At 60.6% G+C, this 19,695-nt stretch carries 19 protein-coding genes and 1 other RNA gene; 10 read left to right on the top strand and 10 right to left on the bottom strand.

Annotation, left to right across the window (positions count from 1 at the left end):
• The first annotated feature begins 10 nt into the window (after positions 1-10).
• Together mnmA and KI236_RS10935 are read left to right on the top strand one after the other, a co-directional pair.
• Positions 11-1,072, top strand: a complete 1,062-nt coding sequence (gene mnmA, locus KI236_RS10940) for a tRNA 2-thiouridine(34) synthase MnmA (RefSeq protein WP_212821818.1) — start codon at positions 11-13, stop codon at positions 1,070-1,072.
• Positions 1,073-1,337: 265 nt separating this feature from the next.
• Positions 1,338-2,171: a PhlB family protein gene (locus KI236_RS10935; protein ID WP_212821816.1), complete on the top strand. Its 834-nt coding sequence runs from the start codon at positions 1,338-1,340 to the stop codon at positions 2,169-2,171.
• Positions 2,172-2,765: 594 nt separating this feature from the next.
• Here KI236_RS10935 and secG read toward each other — a convergent pair.
• Entirely contained in the window at positions 2,766-3,008 is a 243-nt protein-coding gene (secG, locus tag KI236_RS10930) for a preprotein translocase subunit SecG (RefSeq protein ID WP_212821814.1), read from the bottom strand.
• Positions 3,009-3,200: 192 nt separating this feature from the next.
• On the opposite strand from secG, the gene lexA reads away from it, so the two are divergent.
• Complete coding sequence (gene lexA / locus KI236_RS10925) at positions 3,201-3,842, top strand: transcriptional repressor LexA (protein WP_212821812.1); 642 nt, start codon at positions 3,201-3,203, stop codon at positions 3,840-3,842.
• Between the two features lie 74 nt (positions 3,843-3,916).
• On the opposite strand, the gene KI236_RS10920 is transcribed toward lexA, so the two are convergent.
• From KI236_RS10920 to ffs, 3 genes are all read right to left on the bottom strand, one after another.
• Complete coding sequence (locus tag KI236_RS10920; RefSeq protein ID WP_212821810.1) at positions 3,917-4,282, bottom strand: YbaB/EbfC family nucleoid-associated protein; 366 nt, start codon at positions 4,280-4,282, stop codon at positions 3,917-3,919.
• 28 nt (positions 4,283-4,310) lie between these two features.
• Positions 4,311-6,092 (bottom strand): DNA polymerase III subunit gamma/tau, encoded by a 1,782-nt coding sequence (dnaX, locus tag KI236_RS10915; protein WP_212821809.1) that lies wholly within the window; start codon positions 6,090-6,092, stop codon positions 4,311-4,313.
• 164 nt (positions 6,093-6,256) lie between these two features.
• Positions 6,257-6,356: signal recognition particle sRNA small type (ffs, locus tag KI236_RS10910), an RNA gene on the bottom strand.
• A 1,091-nt stretch (positions 6,357-7,447) separates the two neighbouring features.
• Here ffs and KI236_RS10905 point away from each other — a divergent pair.
• The 7 genes from KI236_RS10905 (at position 7,448) to KI236_RS10875 (ending at position 15,271) form a co-directional block, all read left to right on the top strand.
• Positions 7,448-8,608: a CobW family GTP-binding protein gene (locus KI236_RS10905; protein WP_212821807.1), complete on the top strand. Its 1,161-nt coding sequence runs from the start codon at positions 7,448-7,450 to the stop codon at positions 8,606-8,608.
• Between the two features lie 12 nt (positions 8,609-8,620).
• The gene (locus tag KI236_RS10900) at positions 8,621-9,550 is read left to right on the top strand and encodes a TIGR03943 family putative permease subunit (RefSeq protein ID WP_212821806.1); all 930 of its coding nucleotides are present in this window, start codon (positions 8,621-8,623) and stop codon (positions 9,548-9,550) included.
• A gap of 214 nt (positions 9,551-9,764) precedes the next feature.
• On the top strand, positions 9,765-10,682 hold the full coding sequence (locus KI236_RS10895; protein ID WP_212821804.1) for a DUF4340 domain-containing protein: 918 nt from the start codon (positions 9,765-9,767) through the stop codon (positions 10,680-10,682).
• A gap of 203 nt (positions 10,683-10,885) precedes the next feature.
• Entirely contained in the window at positions 10,886-11,566 is a 681-nt protein-coding gene (locus tag KI236_RS10890) for a response regulator transcription factor (RefSeq protein ID WP_212821803.1), read from the top strand.
• Positions 11,563-12,789 carry a sensor histidine kinase gene (locus tag KI236_RS10885; RefSeq protein WP_212821801.1) on the top strand — a complete coding sequence of 409 codons (1,227 nt, stop codon included), beginning with the start codon at positions 11,563-11,565 and terminating at the stop codon, positions 12,787-12,789. Before KI236_RS10890 ends, KI236_RS10885 begins: the two co-directional genes overlap by 4 nt.
• A complete protein-coding gene (locus KI236_RS10880; RefSeq protein WP_212821800.1) occupies positions 12,786-14,369 on the top strand; it encodes an N-acyl-D-amino-acid deacylase family protein in 1,584 nt (527 codons plus the stop codon). Before KI236_RS10885 ends, KI236_RS10880 begins: the two co-directional genes overlap by 4 nt.
• A 14-nt stretch (positions 14,370-14,383) precedes the next feature.
• Positions 14,384-15,271 carry an MBL fold metallo-hydrolase gene (locus tag KI236_RS10875; RefSeq protein ID WP_212821798.1) on the top strand — a complete coding sequence of 296 codons (888 nt, stop codon included), beginning with the start codon at positions 14,384-14,386 and terminating at the stop codon, positions 15,269-15,271.
• A gap of 131 nt (positions 15,272-15,402) precedes the next feature.
• Here KI236_RS10875 and trxA read toward each other — a convergent pair whose 3' ends face one another.
• The 6 genes from trxA to trmFO form a co-directional block, all read right to left on the bottom strand.
• Entirely contained in the window at positions 15,403-15,723 is a 321-nt protein-coding gene (trxA, locus tag KI236_RS10870; RefSeq protein ID WP_212821797.1) for a thioredoxin, read from the bottom strand.
• A gap of 155 nt (positions 15,724-15,878) precedes the next feature.
• Positions 15,879-16,124 (bottom strand): ferredoxin-thioredoxin reductase catalytic domain-containing protein, encoded by a 246-nt coding sequence (locus KI236_RS10865; RefSeq protein WP_212821796.1) that lies wholly within the window; start codon positions 16,122-16,124, stop codon positions 15,879-15,881.
• 162 nt (positions 16,125-16,286) lie between these two features.
• Entirely contained in the window at positions 16,287-16,970 is a 684-nt protein-coding gene (gene rnc, locus KI236_RS10860) for a ribonuclease III (protein WP_212821795.1), read from the bottom strand.
• A 65-nt stretch (positions 16,971-17,035) separates the two neighbouring features.
• A complete protein-coding gene (gene acpP / locus KI236_RS10855; protein WP_212821794.1) occupies positions 17,036-17,284 on the bottom strand; it encodes an acyl carrier protein in 249 nt (82 codons plus the stop codon).
• A gap of 79 nt (positions 17,285-17,363) precedes the next feature.
• Positions 17,364-18,383 (bottom strand): phosphate acyltransferase PlsX, encoded by a 1,020-nt coding sequence (gene plsX / locus KI236_RS10850; protein WP_212821793.1) that lies wholly within the window; start codon positions 18,381-18,383, stop codon positions 17,364-17,366.
• Complete coding sequence (gene trmFO / locus KI236_RS10845; protein WP_212821792.1) at positions 18,383-19,693, bottom strand: methylenetetrahydrofolate--tRNA-(uracil(54)-C(5))-methyltransferase (FADH(2)-oxidizing) TrmFO; 1,311 nt, start codon at positions 19,691-19,693, stop codon at positions 18,383-18,385. Before trmFO ends, plsX begins: the two co-directional genes overlap by 1 nt.
• Positions 19,694-19,695: the final 2 nt, after the last annotated feature.

Genomic DNA, 19,695 nt, shown 5'->3' with positions numbered 1-19,695 from the left:
GTGCCGCAATATGAGCGAGAAAAAAGTCTTAGTGGCCATGTCCGGCGGGGTAGACAGCTCCGCCGCCGCCCTCCTGCTCCGGCAGCAGGGCTATGCCTGCGACGGGGCCATGCTGCGCCTGTACAGCGGAGAGACGGAGGGCACCTGCTGCTCTGCCGACGATGCCGCCGATGCCCGCAGCGTTGCCTACAGTCTGGGCATGAAATTCTATGTTTTCAATGAGACGGAGCGCTTTGCCCGGGATGTCATGGACCGCTTTGTCTCCGAATACTGCGCCGGGCGAACCCCCAACCCCTGTATCGACTGCAACCGCTGCCTGAAGTTCGGCGCCCTGCTGGAGCGCGCCCTGCTCCTGGGCTACGATTACCTGGCCACCGGCCACTACGCCCGGGTGGACTTCGATGCAGCCACGCAAAAATACCGCCTCCTCCGGGGCCGCGACCGGCACAAGGACCAGAGCTATGTCCTCTACCAGCTCACGCAGCACCAGCTTTCCCACCTGCTGCTGCCCGTAGGGGAGTACGACAAGCCCTCTATAAGAGACAGTGCCCGTCAGGCGGGCCTGCTCAATGCCGACAAGTCCGACAGTCAGGACATCTGCTTCGTCCCCGACGGGGATTATGTGCAGTTTCTCCGGGAATATGGCGGCGTAGACCTGACCCCCGGCGACTTTGTAGACCGGGACGGCCATGTGCTGGGCCGTCACAAGGGCCTGCCCTGCTACACCACCGGCCAGCGCAAGGGTCTGGGCGTCAGTGCCGGGAAGCATGTCTATGTCCTGCGGAAAAACGCCGCCGATAACACCATCCTGCTGGGGGATGATCAGGACCTTTTTACCTCCGACCTCACGGCAAACCGGGTGAATTGGATCAGCGGCGAGCCTCCTGCCGCCCCCCTCCGGGTCACGGCCAAAACCCGTTATAGCCAGACCGAGGCAGCGGCCACCGTGACCCCCCTTCCCGACGGCCGCATCCGGGTGACCTTCGACACTCCTCAGCGCGCCATCACCGCCGGTCAGGCCGTAGTCCTCTATCAGGACGAGGTCACCTTGGGCGGCGGCACCATTGAATGAAAGCCGCGTGTCAAAAAGCCTCACAGAGCTTGCCGCCCCACCGGCCCCTGTAATACCACCCTGCCCTTGCCACACCGGTGACCCATTCACCGGTGTGGCAATCTGTCTTTTTTCCCTCCCCCATCTTGCCCCCCGGGCCTCCCCATGCTATACTATCCCCGTAAACTTAAAGTTGCCCCCGAAAACCGCCCTGTGCAACTTCAAATAGGTGGTAAACCCACCCCGCGTCCTGTATGATAAAGAAAAAAGAGAGGAGGACTGAAATATGCCGACCATCCGCTGCGCCGCCTGCGGCAAACACTACGACTATCACCGGGAGGGCTGCTGCCCCCGCTGCGGTGCCTATAACCGCCCGCCCCGCCAGGAGTGGGTGGCAGCCGACGGCTCCGTCCACCACGGCACACCCTCGGAAAAGGTGTGCTACGAAAAGAAGGTCTGCTTCGAGGAGCAGACCCGCAAGCCCCGGAAAAAGCCCTCCGCCCCACAGGCGGAGGGCGCCGCCCCAAAGCCATCCCAGGTCCGCTATTCCAAGGGCAAGCCCCGAAATAACACCCTTGCCTTTGTTATCATCGTCATTGTTTTCCTGCTCATTTTCGCCCTGGCTAAGGGGGGTCTGCTGCACAAAGCCATCTGGGATCATGAATTCCGGGAGGCCAACGACTGGTCCGACATCGACTGGGATGATAGTGACTGGGATTCGGAGTCCACCACACCGGCTGTCCATTACCGGGACATCGAGGCCGACTGCGGCGACATCATCGACATCAGCGACGACCTGGCCATCCAAATTTTAGGCTATGTCTCCGGCGATAACGGACAGGTATATGTCCTCTATTGGGCCAGCGATACTGACCTCGCCAAAGCCCTGCTGGAAAGCGGCTCACTCCTACTCTGGTCCGATACAGGGGGCTTCGCCTGCCCCCCTGATGAAATAGGCGACGGCTATATCTATTTCAGCACCTACTCCCCGGACACCCGCTGGCAGACCCTCACCATTTCCGACTGCACCGCCGGCAATATCGCCATCCGCAGCCTCCTCCCCCACGAGGGTGCCGATATGTCCGACTACAACATCTCCACCACCGCCTACCCGGCATAAACCCCCGCACCTCTTGTAACCGTCCGTAGGGGTCGGCCTCCCGGACGCCCCGCCCACCGCACTCCTTGTAGCACATCCGTAGGGGCCGATGCCCACATCGGCCCGCCCGTTGTACCCCTTGTAACCACCCGTAGAGGTCGGCCTCCCGGACGACCCGCCCGCTGCACCTCTTGTAACCCCCTCGTAGGGGCGGGGTTCTCTTGCCCACCGTCGTGCCAACCGATTCCCGGCCACCGTTGTGGCCGCCAATCGGGGCACTTCCTCGAAACCGGCTCGCTTCCTCTGCCACCGGCAGCGCTTCGCCGATTTCCCCGCCCGCGGGAGGGGCAGAGCCCCTCCCCTACGCACTATAAGGGAACCCACCGTAGTCCTTGCAAAACCCGTGTCATTGCGAGGCCAGTTCGCAAACTGGCCGTGGCAATCCGCATCCCCCGTCCCCTTGGCCCCCTTGCCTAAAGGGGGCTGGCACGGCGAAGCCGTGCCTGGGGGATTCTTTTCCGCACCCTCCCCCCACACGCAAAAATACCGCCCGAAGCCATGGCTTCGGGCGGTATTTCTACACAACACAATTATTCACTTCATGCTCCCGGTCGATTACAAACCGGCGGCAACCATGCAGTCCAGCACCAGGGTCAAAATAACAAACACAGCGCCTACCCACTTGGTAGCCTTCGCCAGCTTGGCGTCTACGGTGCGAGCCTTGCCCTTGGACATATAGGAGTCGGCAATGCCGCCAATGGCGCCGGACAGGCCCTGGCTCTTACCGGACTGGAACAGCACAATCAGAATCAAAACAAGAGCAGCCAGCAGCTGCACAATGGTAACAGCGATCAACATAATCTTTCTTCCCTCCGTATTTTTGGATGCCATATGGCATAATATCCATTAAGTAATCATCATCATAGCATATTCTTTCCCCAAATGCAAGTATAAAACCAAAAAAGAATTCAAAAAAATAATCGAACAGTTGTTGCAATCTCCGGAAATGTGTGCTATACTATTTAATAACATAAGGCAGGAGGGGATCGTATGCAGAAATTGACCGCCATGCAGCAGAGAATCTACGACTATATCGCGTCCTTTATCCGCGACCAGGGCTATCCGCCCTCCGTCCGGGAAATCGGCGAGGCCGTGGGGCTGAAGTCCCCCTCCACCGTGCATTTTCATATTAAGCATCTGGAGGAGCTGGGCTACCTGAGCAAGGACGGGCGCAAGGGCCGGGCCCTGACCTTGGTGGAGCGGCCGGATGCTGCCCCCGCCACGCAGCAGGTCACGCCGGTGCAGGAGGCGGGCTATGCTCCCGGCCGGGTGCCGGTGCTGGGCGATGTGGCCGCCGGTACACCCATCTTGGCGCAGGAGTGCATTGACGATTATATCCCCTTCGACACCCAGGGTCGGGACGGGGAGTTTTTCGCCCTGCGTGTTCGGGGCGAGTCCATGCTGAACGCAGGCATTCTCCCCGGTGATCTGGTGGTGGTCCACCAGCAGAAAACCGCTCAGAACGGTGAGATCGTGGTGGCGCTGCTGGAGGACGAGGCCACGGTGAAGCGTCTCTCCCGCCGCAACGGGCAGGTCTGGCTCCTGCCGGAAAACGAAGCATACAGCCCTATTGATGGCCGCCACGCCTCCATTTTGGGCAAGGTGGCCGCCGTGGTGCGCACCTATTCTTAATTCTTTAAAATAATTTAAAATTTATAGCAAAGCATCCTGAAACCATGGGGTTTCAGGATGCTTTTGTTTGCTTTTTACAGGCCGAAGCCGGGGAAATTCAGCCCGCCGGTGAGGCTCTGCATGCTGTTTTCCAGGGCGTCCTCCGCCTGGCGCATGGCCTCGTTCACAGCGGAAATCACCAGGTCCTGGAGCATCTCCACATCCTCCGGGTCCACGGCCTCGGGCTGAATGGTCAGCTCGGTGAGCTGGCGCTTGCCGCTGACCGTTGCTTTTACCACACCGCCTCCGGCGGTGGCGGAGAAGAAGGCGCTCTCCACATCGGCCTGGGCCTTCTCCATTTCCTGCTGCATTTTCATGATTTTCTGCTGCATTTGCTGCTGCTGGCGCATCATTCCGGCGCCGCCGGTGAAGCCGCCTCTTGCGCTGTAACCCTTTGCCATACTTATGTTTCTCCTTATTTTATAATTATTATTTTATATTGAAATTATCCAGCCGTCCGGCCTCCTCCAGCAGCTCATCCATCCGGTCCGACGCAGGGGGCGGGGCCTCCCAGGGGGGCGTTTCGGCGGGCTTTTCCGCCGGGACAGACGGTGCCGATTCGGTGCTGTTTGGTGCCGGTTTGGTGCGCTTTGGCGGTGCCGATTCGGTGTCAGACCGGTGCAGCGGGGCGGACTTTCCGCTCCCCAGGGTGAACACCACCCGGACCGGGCTTCCGCACTGGGCCTCGGTGACGCTCTGAAGCACCCCGTTTACCTCGGGGCAGTCCAAATATCTTTTGACCATATCGTCCGGGCAGGTGACGGTGAGCACGCCGCCGGACAGGACGCCGCTGGCCCGATTCAGAAACACCCGCTTATCCGTCCGCAGCCCGGCCTTATACTGGTTTTGCAGGCGGGCCCAAATTTCGCCGTCCTCCCGGGCGGAGGCCGCCGCTTTCGGCTCGGACGGTGCCGGGGCTTTTTCCGCCGGGGCGGGCTGAATTTTCGGCTCCGGCTTGGCCGGGACAGGCTGGGCCTTGGGGGCCGGAGCGGAGGGAATGGGTTGGCGGATTTCCGGCTGCGGCACGGCCGGGGCCGAAGTGCTTTCCGAAGCCGGGGCCGCAAAGCCCTTGGCCGCCGCCTTTTCCAGCCGCTCCAGGCGGGTGTTCAGGGCCGAGAGGTCTCCGCAGAGGCTTTCGTCGCAGAGCTTCAGCAGGCACAGCTCCGCCTCGGTGCGGAGAGAGCCGCTGTCGCTGAGGCGGGCCAGGGTCTGCCCCAAAACCTCCGCCATATAGAACAGGCGACTGCCCGACGCGTTCGCGCCCAGAGCCGAGAGGGTCTTTTCCTCATACAGTCCCGTCAGCAGAGCCGCGCCGCCCTCCGGGGCCGTGTGCAGGATCAGTAGGTCCCGGCACAGGTCCGACAGCTCCCGCAGCAGGGCGGCGATGTCCTTTCCGTCCCGGTAGAGCTGATCCAGCAGCAGCAGGGCTTCCCGGGCGTCCCGCTTCAGAAGCAGTTCCATGAGCCGGGCGGTCTGCACTCCCCCTGCCAAACCCAGAAGGTTCAAAATAGCCGAAGCACTCAAGGTCCCCTCAAAGCTGCGGCACTGGTCCAGCAGGCTCAGCGCGTCACGCATGGCGCCGCCTGCCATCCGGGCCAGAATATCCGCCCCGTCCGGGGTCAGGTCAATCTGCTCCTCCCCGGCGATGTAGCGAAGCTGACGGGCGATGTCTCGGGGCAGGATACGCTTGAAGGAATAGCGCTGGCAGCGGGAGAGGATGGTGGCCGGGACCTTATGCAGCTCCGTGGTAGCCAGGATGAACACCAGATGCTCCGGCGGCTCCTCCAGGATTTTAAGCAGAGCGTTAAAGGCGGGGGTGGAGAGCATATGCACCTCATCGATGATATACACACGCTTTTTCAGCACCGAGGGGGTATACACCGCCTCCTCCCGAAGGGCCCGGACGCTGTCCACGCCGTTGTTGCTGGCGGCGTCCAGCTCGGTGATGTCCAGCAGGCGGCCCTCGTCGATGCCCCGGCAGGCCTCACACTGATTGCAGGGGGCGCCGTCCACAGGATGCAGGCAGTTGATGGCCTTGGCCAGGATCCGGGCGCAGGTGGTCTTGCCGGTACCCCGGGTGCCGGTGAAAAGGTAGGCGTGGCCCGTGCGGCCCTCAGCCACCTGACGCCGAAGGGTATCGGTGATATGCTCTTGGCCGACCACCTGAGAAAAGGTGATGGGCCGCCACTTGCGATAGAGTGCCTGATACATGGGCCTGCCTCCCTTATAAAAATCGGTTTCCCAAAAACCGTTTAGCCCGCCGGTGTGGAATTTTTGCGCTTTGCGCAAAAATTACGCGCGCAGCGGGCTGTAAATCTTTTCGTGAAAATTCCTTTGGAATTTTTGCGAAAATAGATAGTCCTCCCCATGAAGCCACAGAGCCGGCGCCCTTGCGGCACATGAATGATCCCTCTTAATGCTGCTCGGTTCCCCGCCTGACATGATTCGTGGGCATCCATTGCGCAAGACCGGCTCCGCAGCTTCACACGGAGGACTGTCAACAGGGTTATTTTACTACAAGTCGGGGCGTTTGGCAACAGGAAAAAAGCAGATGTGGCGCGTATCACAAAAAATTCACAGGGGAAGCCTTGCTTTTTTCGGAAAATGGGATAAGATAAATAGGATAAGAGGGATGCCCCGGCCCAAGAAGTGCGCCGCAGAGTGGAATCCCCCAGTCACAGCTTCGCCGTGCCAGCCCCCTTTAGGCAAGGGGGCCGAGGGACGGGGGTACGGATTGCCACACCAGTTTGCGAACTGGTCTCGCAATGACACATTACAAGGAGTGCAGTGCGTAGGGCGGGCTGCCCTCAGCCCGCCGCCCGATAACCACCGCACCATCACGGCGGCGTGAGGGCACGCCGCCCTACGGACGGGTTATAAGAGGTGCGGTAAGCGGGACGATGTAGGCATCGTCCCCTACGGAGCGTTTACCGATAGAACTTCGTAGGGCGCGATGTGAGCATCGCGCCGCGCGGTAGACGCAGAGGGCCACCCTGTTAGGACGGGCAGCACAAGCGCGGAGCGCGTCGCGGTGGATAGAGCCTGAGGCAATGCGAAAGCACGAAACGGATTTGTACTGTTTTATTCGCGGAGATGAAAGGCCCCGATACATTCCGCACCACGCCCGCGCAAGGATTCCAAAACCATTGGTTTTGGCGGCGTTCTTTGGGTACTTTCTGTCGCTGGTGACAGAAAGTGCCCCGCCGGAGGCATTCGCGTAACATGAAGTGCGGTAGGGCGAGCCAATGCCTACATCAGTCCCTACGCACCATTCACCGATAGAACTTTGTAGGGGGCGGCGTCCCCGACGCCCCCCTTCGCCACAGTTCTTGTTACGCTTCCGTAGGGGAGGGGCTCTCTTGCCCACCGTTGTGCCGACTGACTGACGGGCACTGTCGTGCCCGCCAATCGGGGCACTTCCTCGAAACCGGCTCGCTTCATCCGCCACTGGCGGCGCTTCGCCGATTTCCCCTCCCACGGGCGACCGCAAGAGTCGCCCCTACGGATATGGATATAGTTTACACATTATATTTTTATATACAAAAGTCAGAAAGGAAGCACGAATTATGACTAAAATTGATATTGTGTCCGGCTTTTTGGGCGCGGGAAAAACCACGCTTATTAAGAAGATGCTGGCGGAGGCCTACAAGGGCGAGAAGCTGGTGCTCATTGAAAACGAGTTCGGTGAGATCAGCATTGACGGCGGGTTTTTGAAGGACGCCGGGGTGCAGATCAGCGAGATGTCCTCCGGGTGCATTTGCTGCTCCCTGGTGGGCGACTTTGGCCGGGCGCTGGTGGATGTGCAGAAGCAGTTTGCCCCGGACCGCATCCTCATTGAGCCCTCGGGCGTGGGGAAGCTCTCCGATGTGATCCTGGCGGTGGAGAACACCGTGAAGGATGTGCCGGAGATGAAGCTGAGCAGCTTTGTCACCGTGGCCGACGCCTCCAAGGTAAAGGTCTACATGAAGAACTTCGGTGAGTTTTACAACAACCAAATCGAGACCGCCGGTACCATCATCCTCAGCCGCACCCAGAAGGTGAGCCCCGAGAAGCTGGAGGCCGCCGTGGCCCTGCTGCGGGAGAAAAACAAGGACGCCGCCATTATCACCACCCCCTGGGACCAGCTGGACGGCAAGACCATCCTGGCCGCCATGGAGAAGGTGTCTCTGGCGGACGAGCTGATGGAGCGCATCCGGGCCGAGCACGAGGCCGAGGAGGAGGAGCATCACCATCATCACCATGACCATGATGACCATGATGACCACGATGAGGGCGAGCATCATCATGACCACGACCATCACGACCACGAGGAGGACGAGGAGCACCATCACCACGACCACGACGGATGCTGCCACGACCATGACCACGACCATGAACATGAACACGAGCATCACCACCACGACGGCGAGTGCGACGACCCGGCGTGCGCCTGCCACCACCATCATCACCACGCCGACGAGGTGTTCACCAGCTGGGGCGCGGAGACGCCCAAGACCTTTACGGAGGCGGACATCGACCGCATTCTCACGGCTCTGGACGGCGGCGAATACGGCGCAATTCTCCGGGCCAAGGGCATCGTTCCCTGCGAGGGCGGAAAGTGGCTGCACTTTGACTATGTGCCCCAGGAGCACGAGGTGCGCTTCGGCCCGGCGGACTATACCGGGCGGCTGTGCGTTATCGGCTCCAAGCTGGATGAGAGCAGGCTGGCAGAGCTGTTCGGCCTGTAAGGGAGAAGAAGTATGGATATTCCTGTATATCTCATTGCCGGGTTTCTGGATGCCGGCAAGACAAACTTTATAAACGGCATCCTCAAGGACGGCTTTGCCGCCGAGGACAAGACCCTGCTCATTTGCTGCGAGGAGGGGGAGGAGGAATACGATCCCCACGGGCTTTTCAATGTGTTCACCTACACGGTGGAGGACCAGGCGGAGCTGACGCCGGAGCTTTTTAAGAAGCTGGAAAAGCAGTATCGCCCCAAGCAGGTCATCATCGAATATAACGGCATGTGGATGATGGAGCCCCTGTACCGGGACGGGCTGCCGGGAAACTGGGTCCTGTATCAGATCATCTGCCTGATGGACGCCCGGACCTTTGAGCCCTACCTGAAGAACATGGGCCAGCTGGTGATGGAGAAGGTCTCCAACGCCGATATGCTTATTTTTAACCGCTGCAACGAGCAGCTCCGGGCCGACCTGCGCTCCAAGAACCTGCGCATGGCCAACCGCCGGGCGGACATCTATCTGGAAAACGAGGACGGTACCAGCGAGGAATATGTAACGGAGGACATGATGCCCTTCGATCTGTCCTCGGGGCACCTGGAGGTGGCGGACGAGGACTACGGCATCTGGTATGTGGACCTGATGGACCACCCGGAGCGCTACGAGGGGGTCAGCGTCACCTTTAAGGCGCTGATGTGCCACTCCAAGAAGTTCAAAGGCGTGGACTGCCCCGGGCGCTTTGCCATGGTGTGTTGCGAAAACGACATGCAGTTTTTGGCCTTGGTGTGCAAGGGCCAGGGCATGGACCGCTTTAAAAACCGGGACTGGGTGAAAATTCGCGCCACGGTGAAAAAGGAAAACTGCGAGGCCTACCAGGGCCAGGGGCCGGTGCTGTATGTAGACCGCATCAGCGCCTGCCAGAAGCCGGAGCCGGAGACCGTCTCCTTCTGACTGGATAAAATTCCTTCGGAATTTTATGCCAAAAGGCTTGCAGTCTGCTGCGCGCATAATTTTTGCGCCTGCGGGCGCAAACTCTGCGAGGCTTTTATTGGGGCCGCCGCGGCGCTGTGGAGCGCTGCGGCGGCTTCCCTTTTTTAGGGGGGCTTCCCTTTTGCGGAAAAATCTGTTATAATCGGGGAAATTACGAAACAAGGAGTCGAATCCTATGAAGAAAATACAGATCCTTGCGGGGGCCTTGGCGCTGGCGGTGCTGGCCTGCGCGGGCTGCGGAAAAAAGGTGCCATCCGACCCCACCACGCTCAACGATACGGGGCTGGTGAGCAGCTCCACCCAGGAGCTGATCTACAAAAACTCCAGCTACACCCTGCGCTTTAACCACAACGACGCAGGCGAATGGCAGTGGAAGGATGACACCACCATCCCTCTGAACCAGTCGAAGGTCCAGGAGCTTTTGGACCAGGTGAGCGCTCTGAATGTGCTGGTGCCGCTGGAAAATCCCGGTGACATCACCACCTATGACCTGGATGCCCCGGACCGGACTCTGGAGGTAAAGGACGCCGATGGGTCGGGCATTTCCCTGCAGATCGGCAGCGCCGCCGAGGGCGGCGGACACTATATGTGCCGGGACGGCGACACGACGAAAATCTATGTGGTACCGGACGCCCTGGTGCAGATGATGGACCGCAACATCTATGAGCTGGTGCAGATACCGGCGGTGCCGGTATTGGCAGCGGAGCAAATTACAGCCATTGAGGCCCAGGGCGGCGGCGCAAGTGTGGCCGTCAGCCGCAGCGACGATGGCCGCTGGCTGCGGGAGGGCACGGATGTGTCCGGGCAGCTGGAGGGGCTGGTGAGCCTCCTGGGGCAGGGTATGACGCTGGAGTCCTGCGTGGACTATAACCCCAGCTCCGGGGCGCTGCCCATCTGCGGCCTGACTGACCCCACGGTGACGGCCACGGTGCATTACACCGCCGCCAACGGCAGTGCCGGGAGCTTCACGGTGAAGGTGGGGCTCAGCTATGAGGACGGGTATTTTGCCATGTACAACGAGGTACCGGCGATTTTCAAAGTGTCCGCCGCAACAGCCCAGCTTTTAACGGGGCTTTTGAGCCTGGCGGCGTGAGTATAACAGAATCGGTTGACCGGGAGGCTTCGTCCTCCCGGTTTTTTCATGGAGTGAGGGAATGCGGCGGTTTTTGCGGAAATAGGCTCTTTTTTTAATGTTTCTTAAAGCATGGCGGGATACGATGCTCTTACACGCCGGGGCTTGTGTCCGGGAGAATTTCGGTATACAATAGAGAAAAACGGAGCCGGGAGGGTATGGTCATGCGAATTCTTGTGGTGGAGGACGAAAAGCGGCTGGCGCAGACCTTGCGGGACCTGCTGCACCGGGAGGGGTACACGGTGGATGTGTGCTATAGCGGCACCGAGGGCCTGGACAACGCCTTATCGGGCATTTACGACCTGATGCTGCTGGATGTGATGCTGCCGGGGCTGGACGGGTTCACGGTGCTGGAGCGGCTGCGGGGGAGCGGGAGCCGGCTGCCGGTTCTGATGCTCACGGCCCGGGGCGAGCTTTCAGACCGCGTCTGCGGGCTGGACCGGGGCGCCGACTACTATCTGACCAAGCCCTTTCAGAGCCCGGAGCTGCTGGCCTGCGTGCGTCTCCTGCTGCGGCGGCAGGCCGGGACGGCCACGGTGGACGACACCATTCGCTGGGGCGACCTGCAGCTGCAGCCCGGCTCCTTTCAGGTTTGCTGCCAGGAGCGCAGCGCCCGGCTGAGCCGGAAGGAATACGACCTGCTGGAGATGCTCATGCGCAACGGCGGACAGATTCTCTCCAAGGAGCAGCTTCTGCTCAAGGCCTGGGGCTATGACTCCGATGCAGAGGACAACAATGTGGAGGTATACATCTCCTTTTTGCGGCGAAAGCTGGCGCTGATCCGCTCGGCGGTACAGATCAAGACCGTGCGGATGGTAGGATACTATCTGGAGGAAGCAAAATGATTCGGAAATTGCGGCTGAAGATCGTGGGCATCAGCGTCATTGCGGTGGCGGTGCTGCTGGTGAGCGTGCTGGCCGCGGTGGCGCTGTCCACCCGGAGCCAAATGGTGCGCGCCAGCGAAAGCCGCCTGCAGGAGGCCCTGGCGGGGCATATGCTCTCCGGCGCCCAGCCCGGAAGCGGCGGTGGCCAGCCCTGCTTTGTGGCAGATATTTATGCCGACGGCACCGTGCGTCTGGCGGGCAGCGGGTACTACGATCTGGATAACGATGCGCTGATATTAAGTATTGTGCAGGATGCTCTGCAGCGGGAGAGCCGGGAGGGCGTCCTGCAGGACTACGCCCTGCGGTATATGCGCCAGAACGGGATGCTGACGGTGCGCCTGGCCTTCACCGACTGTTCCCAGGAGCAGGCCACCATGCGCAGCCTGCTGCTGCGGATGGGCGGGGTATCCCTGGCGGCGCTGCTGCTGCTGACGGGGGTAAGCTACTGGCTGGCGGGCTTCGCGGTGAAGCCGGTGCAGCAGGCCTGGCAGGAGCAGAAGCAGTTTGTCTCCGATGCCTCCCACGAGCTGAAAACGCCCCTGACGGTGATCCTGTCCTCGGCGGAGCTGGCGGCCAGCGAGACGGACGGGGGAAAAAGCAGGCAATACCTGGACAACATCCACGCCGAGTCCCTGCGCATGAAGGACCTGGTGGAGGATATGCTGACCCTGGCCCGGACCGAGAGCGGCACAAGGCTGCCGGAGGAAGCGGTGGACCTGTCGGACACGGTGCTGGAGAGCGCACTGGCCTTTGAGCCGGTGGCCTTTGAAAACGGGAAGCCCATGGAATACACCGTGCAGCCGGAGCTGACGGTCTCCGGCCGAAGCGCGCAGCTAAGGCAGGTGGCGGATATTCTGCTGGACAACGCCGTAAAATATGCCGAGCCCGGCTCCCCCATTCAAATGGGCCTGCGCCGGGAGGGGCGAAACGCCGTGCTGTGGGTGGAAAACCGCAGCGCCCCCATCCCGCCGGAAAAGCTGGGGCACCTGTTCGACCGGTTTTACCGGGTGGACGAGTCCCGCACCGGAGGCGAGGGCTTCGGGCTGGGCCTGGCCATTGCCCGGACCATTGTGCAGAGCCACCGGGGCAGCATCGGCTGCACCAGCACCCAGGGCGTGACCCGATTTACCGTGACATTGCCCCTGGCTAAAAATGAAGTGACAAAAAGAGGGAGCGAAGCATGATCGATCTTTTGATTCGGGACGGAACGGTGGTAGACGGCACCGGCCGGGCCCCCTACGCCGCCGATGTGGCGGTGGAAAACGGAAAAATCGTCGAGGTGGGGCAGCTGCCCGAGGCCCACGCAAGACGGGTCATTAGTGCCCGGGGAAAGCTGGTGACGCCGGGGTTCATTGACATCCACCGCCACGCGGACCTGGCGGCCTACCGGCCCGGGTTCGGCCAGCCGGAGCTGCGCCAGGGGCTTACGACCATTGTAAACGGCAACTGCGGCCTCTCCGCCGCGCCTATCCGCCGCAGTCGTCGGGCGGAAATCGCCGCCTATTTGCAGCCCATATGCGGGCAGATGCCCGCCTCCGTCTCCACAGACTCCCTGGCGGCCTATTTTGAAAACCAGCCGGACTCCCCGCTGCACACCGGGATGCTGGTGGGTGCGGGGGTGCTGCGGGCCGGCGCGGCGGGCTACGCCTTGGAGCGGCTGGAGGAGAAGCACTACAAGGCCATCCATAAGGCCATGGAGCAGGCTCTGGGAGACGGGGCCCTGGGGGTATCCCTGGGCCTGGGGTACGCCCCGGAATGCTTTTACACCACCGAGGAGCTGATGCGGGCTCTATCGCCCCTGGCAGGGCAGAGCATCCCCGTGACGGTGCATATGCGCCAGGAGGGCGGCGGTGTTTTGGAGGCCCTGGAGGAGATGCTGACGGTGGCGCGGAAGCTGCGCATACCCGTTCACATCAGCCACCTGAAGGCCATGGGCCGGGACAACTGGGGGGTAAAGATCCCCAGGGCCCTTTCCATGCTGGAGCAGGCCCGGCAGGAGGGCCTGGAGGTGGGCTGCGATGCCTACCCCTACACGGCCGGGTCCACCCAGCTGATTCACATTCTGCCGCCGGACCTTCTCACCGGAGGCATGGAGGCGGTGGTGAAACGGCTTCAGGACAAGGGCGTGCGCCGGGAGCTGGCAGCACGCATCGAGGACGGCTGCGGCTTCGACGACATCGCCAAGCTGGCCGGGTGGGACGGCATTCGCCTCACCAGCCTCCACTGCCCGGAGGACCACCCGTACCAGGGCAAGAGCATCGCGGAAATCGCGGCTCTGTGGGGGCAGAATCCCCTGGACTGCTGCTGCGACCTGCTGGTGCGGGAGCACTGCGAGATCACCATGGTGGACTTTATGGCCTCCGAGGAGGACATCGTGACCATTTTGCAAAGTCCCCTTTCCAATGTGATCTCCGACGCCACCTACCCCACGGAGGGGCTGCTGCACCCCCGGGTATACGGTACATTTGTGCATATATTGGAGCATTTTGTGCGGGAGCGGGGCGTGCTGACGGTGGAGCAGGCGATACACAAGATGACGCAAAAGCCGGCGGAGGTCTTGCACCTGCCGGGCAAGGGCGTGCTGGCGGCAGGCATGGACGCGGACATCAATGTGTTCGCCCCGGAAAAGCTGCACCAGCCCGGCACCTATGAAAACCCCTGCTGCCTGGCAGAGGGTATGGACTATGTGCTGGTGGACGGTGCGGTGGCCGTGGAAAAAGGAAAATGCACCGGCGTGAAGGCCGGGCGGATTTTGCGCAGATAGCAAGGAGAAACGCTATGTACGAACTGATACAGCTCACGGAGCAAACCTACTACATCAAAAGTCCCGCCAATATCGGCCTGGTGCGGCTGGAGGGGCAGGAGGTCTGCCTCATCGACAGCGGCAGCGACAAGGACGCAGGGCGGAAGGTCCGGCAAATTTTGGACAGAAACGGCTGGACGCTCAAGGCCATTTACAACACCCACGCCCACGCGGACCACATCGGCGGCAACCGCTATTTGCAGGGGCAGACCGGGTGCAGGATCTACGCCCCGGGTATCGACTGTGCCTTCACCCGGCATCCGATCCTGGAGCCGTCCTTCCTCTACGGAGGCTACCCGCCCAAGGACCTGCGGCATAAGTTTTTGATGGCCCAGGACAGCGGCGCGGAGGTGCTGACGGCGGAGGCGCTGCCGGAGGGCTTCGAGAGCATACCGCTACCGGGGCACTTCTTCGACATGGTGGGCTTTCGCACGGCGGACGATGTGGTTTTCCTGGCAGATTGCCTGTCCAGCCGGGAGATTTTAGAGAAATACCAGGTTGGCTTTATCTACGATGTAGCGGAATACCTGCACACTCTGGAGACAGTGAAGGGCCTGCAGGCGCGGATGTTCGTCCCTGCCCACGCAGAGGTATCGGAAAATATAGCAGACCTGGCCCGGTACAACATCGACAAGGTGCTGGAGGTGGCGGAAAAGATTTTGACGCTGTGCCCGGAGCCCCGGTGCTTCGAGGAGATTTTGCAGGGGCTGTTTGCGGCCTTTGCCATGAAGATGGACTTCCAGCAGTATGTGCTGGTGGGCAGCACCCTCCGGTCGTACCTGGCCTGGCTGAAGGATGCAGGCCGAGTGCAGGTGGTCTTTGAGGACAACCGAATGCTGTGGCAAAGGGTGTGCAGCCTGTAAGCTGCAATGGGCACATAGGCAGGACACATAGCCGCTGCGCTCGTTCATGATGACCTGGGCGTGTTCATCCAGACGGCGGATGCGGGCGGCGGCAGAAGCTCCGCCCGCCACACCGCCTGCGATCACTGCTTTTATCTTGCGCCCTCCACCATTGCGGCGACCTCCGCCTTTGACCGGTAGCCCACCGATTTGGCAACGATCTTTCCATCCTTGAATACGACCAGCATCGGGATACTGGACACCTGAAAACGCATCGCCAGCTCCATCTGCTCGTCCACATTGACCTTGCCCACCTTGAGGGCACCGCTTTTTTCTTCGGCAAGCTCATGCAGTATGGGAGCGAGCATTTTGCACGGCCCGCACCAGTCGGCATAGAAGTCCAGCAGGACGGGTTTGTCGGAATGCAGTACCTCGTTTTCAAAATTCGCAGCAGTAATTTTCAGTTCAGTCATGAGAATGACTCATTTCTATTGTCCTTAATTATTCTTTGTTCTTCAGCTTGCAAATATCCTGCGCCACCCAATCAGCGACTGTGCCGGCGGTGTAGGCCCAGCCCCACGGCACACGGAATGGCGGCCAGTTTCTTTGGCAGCATAGCTTTCCCCCCTTAATCCTGCAAGGATTTGTAATAGAGCATACAGTGGCAGAATCCCTCGAAGTCCGGATCTGCAATTTGATCCTTAAACTCCTGGCACATACACTTGGTTGCCTCTGTGCGCTCTAAGCGGCAGGGACAGTATCCTCCGGTGCGCTTGAGTCCTTCCCGGATGGTATTGACAATCTCCTGATCGGGATTGAGCTTGATTTTCATGTTCGCCACCTCTTTCTTGTTTCTTGATTGTGGCTTTATCATACCCCAGGACAAAGCGTTTTTCTGTGACGAGGTCACATTGATAAAAAAAGTGGGTGCAACGGAAAACCGTTGCACCCACTTTTTATTTTTCAGCGGGTCGAAAAAACTTTTCGACCCGCTGAAACTCTCAAATATAAACAGATGCGCCTCTGTCGCTGGGGCTCATGCCTGCTGCAGCTTCTCCAGCGCCGCCCCGGCAGCCGCCTGCTCCGCTTCCTTCTTGCTGTGGCCCGTGCCTGTGGAAAACACTTCTCCGTTCAGCAGCACCGCCGCCTCAAAGACCTTGGCATGGTCCGGCCCGGTGGAGCCCACCAGCCGATAGCCCAGGGTGGAGCCGCTCTTGCGCTGCACCAGCTCCTGCAGCTCGGTTTTGAAGTCCCGGCGCCGCTCCTCCACGGCCTCCTCCCGGCCCTTATCCAGCAGCACCCGGTGTATCAGCTCCGACGCGGCCTCCATGCCGCCATCCAAATACACCGCCGCGAACACCGACTCTGTGGCGTCAGCCAGGATGGAGGGCCGCCGGCGGCCTCCCCCCTGCTCCTCGCCCCGGCCCAGCTTCAGATGCCGGCCCAGCTCCAGGCTCTGGGCCACCTCATGGAGGCTATCCTCGCATACCAGCGCCGCCCGAAGCCGCGTCAGGTCGCCCTCCGGCAGGTCCGGGTGCTTGCGAAACAGGTAGTCCGCCGTCACCACACCCAGCACCGCATCGCCCAGAAACTCCAGCCGCTCGTTGCTGCGCATACCACCGCCCCGATGCTCATTGGCATAGGAGCTGTGCTGCAGGGCATTTTCCAGCAGGGCCTTGTTCTTAAAGGCATAGCCCAATTTTTCCTCCAGTGTGAACATAAGATAAATAATCTCCTCTCCACAACTGAAAAAGGAAACCCCACGGGGATGTGGGGTCTCTTTTTTCAACTGTTGATTTTATGATTCAAATACTGCACGCAGTCGCGGACGGTTTTCAGCCCGGCCAGATCCTCCTCGTCGATCTCACCCACATCAAACTCCTCCTCCATGGCCATCACCAGCTCCACCAGATCCACGGAGTCGGCGCCCAGGTCATCCACGAATGAGCTGTCCATGGTGATCTCCTCCGCGTCGATGGCAAACTGCTCGGCGATGAGGTCCTGCATCGTTTTGAAAATTTCCTCTGCTGTCATATTGAATAAAACTCCTTTCGGATATATCTTGAAAAAGAATACTGCATCGGCGTAGGTATGTCAATAGTGAAATTGGTATTTAGTGTTCAATTTTCATCAAATTCACATTTTCCTCAATTTTTTCAATGAGGCCGCTGCGGGCGAAGGCCGCCGCCTGGCCGATGGCGTTTTCAATGGCCTCGGCGTTGGAGGCGCCGTGGGCCTTGATAACGGGCCTTGCAATGCCGATGAAGGCGGTGCCGCCCACCTTGTTGGGGTCCAGCTTGGCCTTGAAGTCGTTGAGCCCCGGCATCACCGCCAGAGCGGCCAGCTTGGTCAGCAGGTTTTTCTTGAACATCCCCTTCAGGGCCGACCCGGCAAAGGAGCCTACGCCCTCCATGGTTTTCAGCAGGATATTCCCGGAAAAACCGTCCGTCACGATGACATCACAGCCGCCCTTGATGGCCTCCTTGGCCTCGATGTTGCCGATGAAGTGCAGGTGGCCCTCCTCCGCAGCCTGGCGCAGCCGGGCCAGGGTCTGCTTTTGCAGGTCTGTACCCTTGCTGTCCTCGGCGCCGATATTCAGCAGGCCCACCCGGGGCTTGGCCAGCCCCAGCACCTGCTGGGCGTAGAAATTGCCTAAGTAAGCAAACTGCACCAGGTACTCCGGTGTACACTCAGCATTGGCGCCGCAGTCAATAAGCACCGCCTGCCCCGTGGTGGTGGGGATCACCGGGGCCATCGCCGCCCGGCGGATGCCGTGGATGCGTTTGGTGATGAGGGTGGCCCCGGTGAGCAGGGCCCCGGTGGACCCGGCGGAGACCAGCGCATCCCCCTGCCCCTCCCGGAGCATGGTCAGACCCACACCCATGGAGGTGTCCTTCTTCCGGCGGAACACCGTGGCCGGGTCATCGCACATTTCCACGGTCTGAGAGGTGGAAATGATCTCCATGCCCGTAGGCACCTCCGGCTGTCCGCACCGGGTCAGAGCCCCCCGGATGGCATTTTCATCCCCGGTGAGGACGATGTCCACACCCCAGTGCTTCTGCCCGGCCAGAGCGCCCTTTACGATTTCCAGGGGCGCATTGTCGCCGCCCATGGCATCTACAATAATCTTCATTAGGTCAGCACCTCCTCACGCATTTGGTCAATGATCTGCAGGGAGCGAGCGGAAAGCTCCGCATTCTTATTTCGCTTGCCCTTGACCCGGTGGTCAAGAGGCGGGATAATCCCGAAATTGATGTTCATAGGCTGGAAAGCTCCCACGCTTTCGTTGCTCACATACAGCCCCAGGGCTCCGATGGCCGTCTCCCGAGGGAAGTCCAGGGGCGGCTGCCCCTTGAGCCGGCGGGCCATCTCCACCCCGGCTAAAAATCCGCTGGCGCAGGACTCCACATAGCCCTCCACTCCGGTCATCTGCCCGGCAAAGGCAAGGCGGGGCTGGGTTTTCAGCCGGTAATAGCGGTCCAGCAGCCGGGGGGAGTCCAAATAGGTGTTGCGGTGCATGACCCCGTAGCGCAAAAACTGCGCATTCTTCAGAGCGGGGATCATGGTAAATACCCGCTTCTGCTCCGGCCACTTGAGATGGGTCTGGAAGCCCACCAGGTTATAGATGGACCCGTCGGCGTTGTCCTTGCGCAGCTGTACCACGGCGTAGCTCTCCCGGCCGGTCTTGGGGTCCTTCAGCCCCCGGGGCTTTAAGGGCCCGTAGCGCAGGGTGTCCTCCCCCCGCCGGGCCATAACCTCCACAGGCATACACCCCTCGAAAACCTGCCCGTCCTCAAAGCCGTGGACCGGGGCCTCCTCCGCCTCCGTCAGGGCTTTCCAAAAGGCCAGGTACTCGTCTTTTTCCATGGGACAGTTGATATAATCCGGCGTCCCCTTATCATACCGGGAGGCAAAATACGCCGAATCCATGTCCACGCTTTCAAAGGAAATCAGCGGGGCGGCGGCATCGAAAAAGTTTAAGGTCGTGTTCTCCCGGCCCAATAGATCCAGGAGCTTTTCGGCAAAGGCATCGGAAGTCAAAGGGCCGGTGGCTATCAGCACCTCCCCCTCCGGAATTTCCGTCACCTCGCCGGGGACGACCTCGATATTGGGGTGGCTGCAGACGGCCTCCGTGACCATTTTCGCAAAGCCCCGGCGGTCCACCGCCAGGGCGCCCCCGGCGGGGACCCGAGTGGCGTCCGCGCAGCGCAAAATCAAGCTGTCCAGCCGCCGCAGCTCCTCCTTCAGCAGGCCCACGGCGTTTTCCAGCTGGTCCGAGCGCAGGGAATTGCTGCAGCAAAGCTCGGCAAAATATTCGCTTTCATGGGCGGGAATTTTCTTCTCCGGCTTCATCTCACAAAGCCTTACGCAGATCCCTCTTTGGGCCAGCTGCCAGGCAGCCTCACTGCCCGCCAGACCCGCGCCGATCACCATTACTTGCATGC

This window comes from Vescimonas fastidiosa (genome assembly GCF_018326305.1).
In the GTDB taxonomy this organism is placed as follows: domain Bacteria; phylum Bacillota; class Clostridia; order Oscillospirales; family Oscillospiraceae; genus Vescimonas; species Vescimonas fastidiosa.
This window is presented reverse-complemented; position numbering and strand designations above follow the sequence as displayed.

Excerpts from the sequence above, each read along its gene's own strand:
- mnmA (WP_212821818.1), top strand. The coding sequence starts at position 11 with ATGAGCGAGAAAAAAGTCTTAGTGGCCATGTCCGGCGGGGTAGACAGC.
- KI236_RS10935 (WP_212821816.1), top strand. The coding sequence starts at position 1,338 with ATGCCGACCATCCGCTGCGCCGCCTGCGGCAAACACTACGACTATCAC.
- secG (WP_212821814.1), bottom strand. The coding sequence starts at position 3,008 with ATGTTGATCGCTGTTACCATTGTGCAGCTGCTGGCTGCTCTTGTTTTG.
- lexA (WP_212821812.1), top strand. The coding sequence starts at position 3,201 with ATGCAGAAATTGACCGCCATGCAGCAGAGAATCTACGACTATATCGCG.
- KI236_RS10920 (WP_212821810.1), bottom strand. The coding sequence starts at position 4,282 with ATGGCAAAGGGTTACAGCGCAAGAGGCGGCTTCACCGGCGGCGCCGGA.
- dnaX (WP_212821809.1), bottom strand. The coding sequence starts at position 6,092 with ATGTATCAGGCACTCTATCGCAAGTGGCGGCCCATCACCTTTTCTCAG.
- KI236_RS10905 (WP_212821807.1), top strand. The coding sequence starts at position 7,448 with ATGACTAAAATTGATATTGTGTCCGGCTTTTTGGGCGCGGGAAAAACC.
- KI236_RS10900 (WP_212821806.1), top strand. The coding sequence starts at position 8,621 with ATGGATATTCCTGTATATCTCATTGCCGGGTTTCTGGATGCCGGCAAG.
- KI236_RS10895 (WP_212821804.1), top strand. The coding sequence starts at position 9,765 with ATGAAGAAAATACAGATCCTTGCGGGGGCCTTGGCGCTGGCGGTGCTG.
- KI236_RS10890 (WP_212821803.1), top strand. The coding sequence starts at position 10,886 with ATGCGAATTCTTGTGGTGGAGGACGAAAAGCGGCTGGCGCAGACCTTG.
- KI236_RS10885 (WP_212821801.1), top strand. The coding sequence starts at position 11,563 with ATGATTCGGAAATTGCGGCTGAAGATCGTGGGCATCAGCGTCATTGCG.
- KI236_RS10880 (WP_212821800.1), top strand. The coding sequence starts at position 12,786 with ATGATCGATCTTTTGATTCGGGACGGAACGGTGGTAGACGGCACCGGC.
- KI236_RS10875 (WP_212821798.1), top strand. The coding sequence starts at position 14,384 with ATGTACGAACTGATACAGCTCACGGAGCAAACCTACTACATCAAAAGT.
- trxA (WP_212821797.1), bottom strand. The coding sequence starts at position 15,723 with ATGACTGAACTGAAAATTACTGCTGCGAATTTTGAAAACGAGGTACTG.
- KI236_RS10865 (WP_212821796.1), bottom strand. The coding sequence starts at position 16,124 with ATGATAAAGCCACAATCAAGAAACAAGAAAGAGGTGGCGAACATGAAA.
- rnc (WP_212821795.1), bottom strand. The coding sequence starts at position 16,970 with ATGTTCACACTGGAGGAAAAATTGGGCTATGCCTTTAAGAACAAGGCC.
- acpP (WP_212821794.1), bottom strand. The coding sequence starts at position 17,284 with ATGACAGCAGAGGAAATTTTCAAAACGATGCAGGACCTCATCGCCGAG.
- plsX (WP_212821793.1), bottom strand. The coding sequence starts at position 18,383 with ATGAAGATTATTGTAGATGCCATGGGCGGCGACAATGCGCCCCTGGAA.
- trmFO (WP_212821792.1), bottom strand. The coding sequence starts at position 19,693 with ATGCAAGTAATGGTGATCGGCGCGGGTCTGGCGGGCAGTGAGGCTGCC.